We start from the raw sequence: 734 nt of genomic DNA on the forward strand, positions 1-734 counted from the left end.
ACACTGAACTGAAAATAACTATTAAGAACTTTAATAGTAAATATAATAAGTTCATTTTTCTATTTAATAAATTCATTTTTTACAAATGTGATACCATCTATTTTTTGATTATCATGAATGGTATCACCAATTAAAACAATTATTTCACTAAAACTTCCTAGTGTGCCTTAACTAAGATATAATCGATTATAATAAATATTAAAATCCTTTAACCATAACACGGCAAAAGTTTAAGATTTTAATAATACAAAATATAGCAAATGGAATTAATATAATTCACGCTTCAGAAAACCATTATCTCAGGTAAAATATTTGTTATACCTTCTTTAACTTTTCATAATGCACTAGTCAAACCCGTCCCGTTCAAATACCAGTCATACCCTCAGTCATAGTTTTAGGTGTAGGTGCTGTTAAAAAAATAAACGCTGTTGTTAAATACATACCTAACATTATTTATTACTTTCCTTTCTTTCAATTTCTTTTTTTCTTTTTTCTTTCCTCGAATTTGTTTAATTTTTTGATAAATTGATAAACCAATTCAAGCAAAAATCCCTAATATAATAACAACACTAAATATTGTCGTTAATCAAGTTGGCATAATATATCTCCTTTCTAAAAACTAAAAAATTGAAATTTGCAAACTCGCTCCGCTCGTTGTCGCTTCGCTCCATTAAAAACACTACTGAATAAATTATCCGCTAATAAATTACGCGGAATAATTTATTCTTTTACTT

2 protein-coding genes are annotated in these 734 nt (G+C 26.4%); both read right to left on the reverse strand.

Annotation, left to right across the window (positions count from 1 at the left end; translation table 4 throughout):
* Positions 1-315: 315 nt before the first annotated feature.
* Entirely contained in the window at positions 316-450 is a 135-nt protein-coding gene (locus C6B38_RS11960) for a hypothetical protein (protein ID WP_255401091.1), read from the reverse strand.
* A complete protein-coding gene (locus tag C6B38_RS06175) occupies positions 395-598 on the reverse strand; it encodes a hypothetical protein (RefSeq protein ID WP_105299003.1) in 204 nt (67 codons plus the stop codon). The genes C6B38_RS11960 and C6B38_RS06175 overlap by 56 nt, the downstream gene beginning before the upstream one ends.
* Between the last annotated feature and the right edge of the window lie 136 nt (positions 599-734).

The organism is Spiroplasma sp. ChiS, assembly GCF_002968355.1.
GTDB lineage: Bacteria > Bacillota_I > Bacilli_A > Mycoplasmatales > Mycoplasmataceae > Spiroplasma > Spiroplasma citri.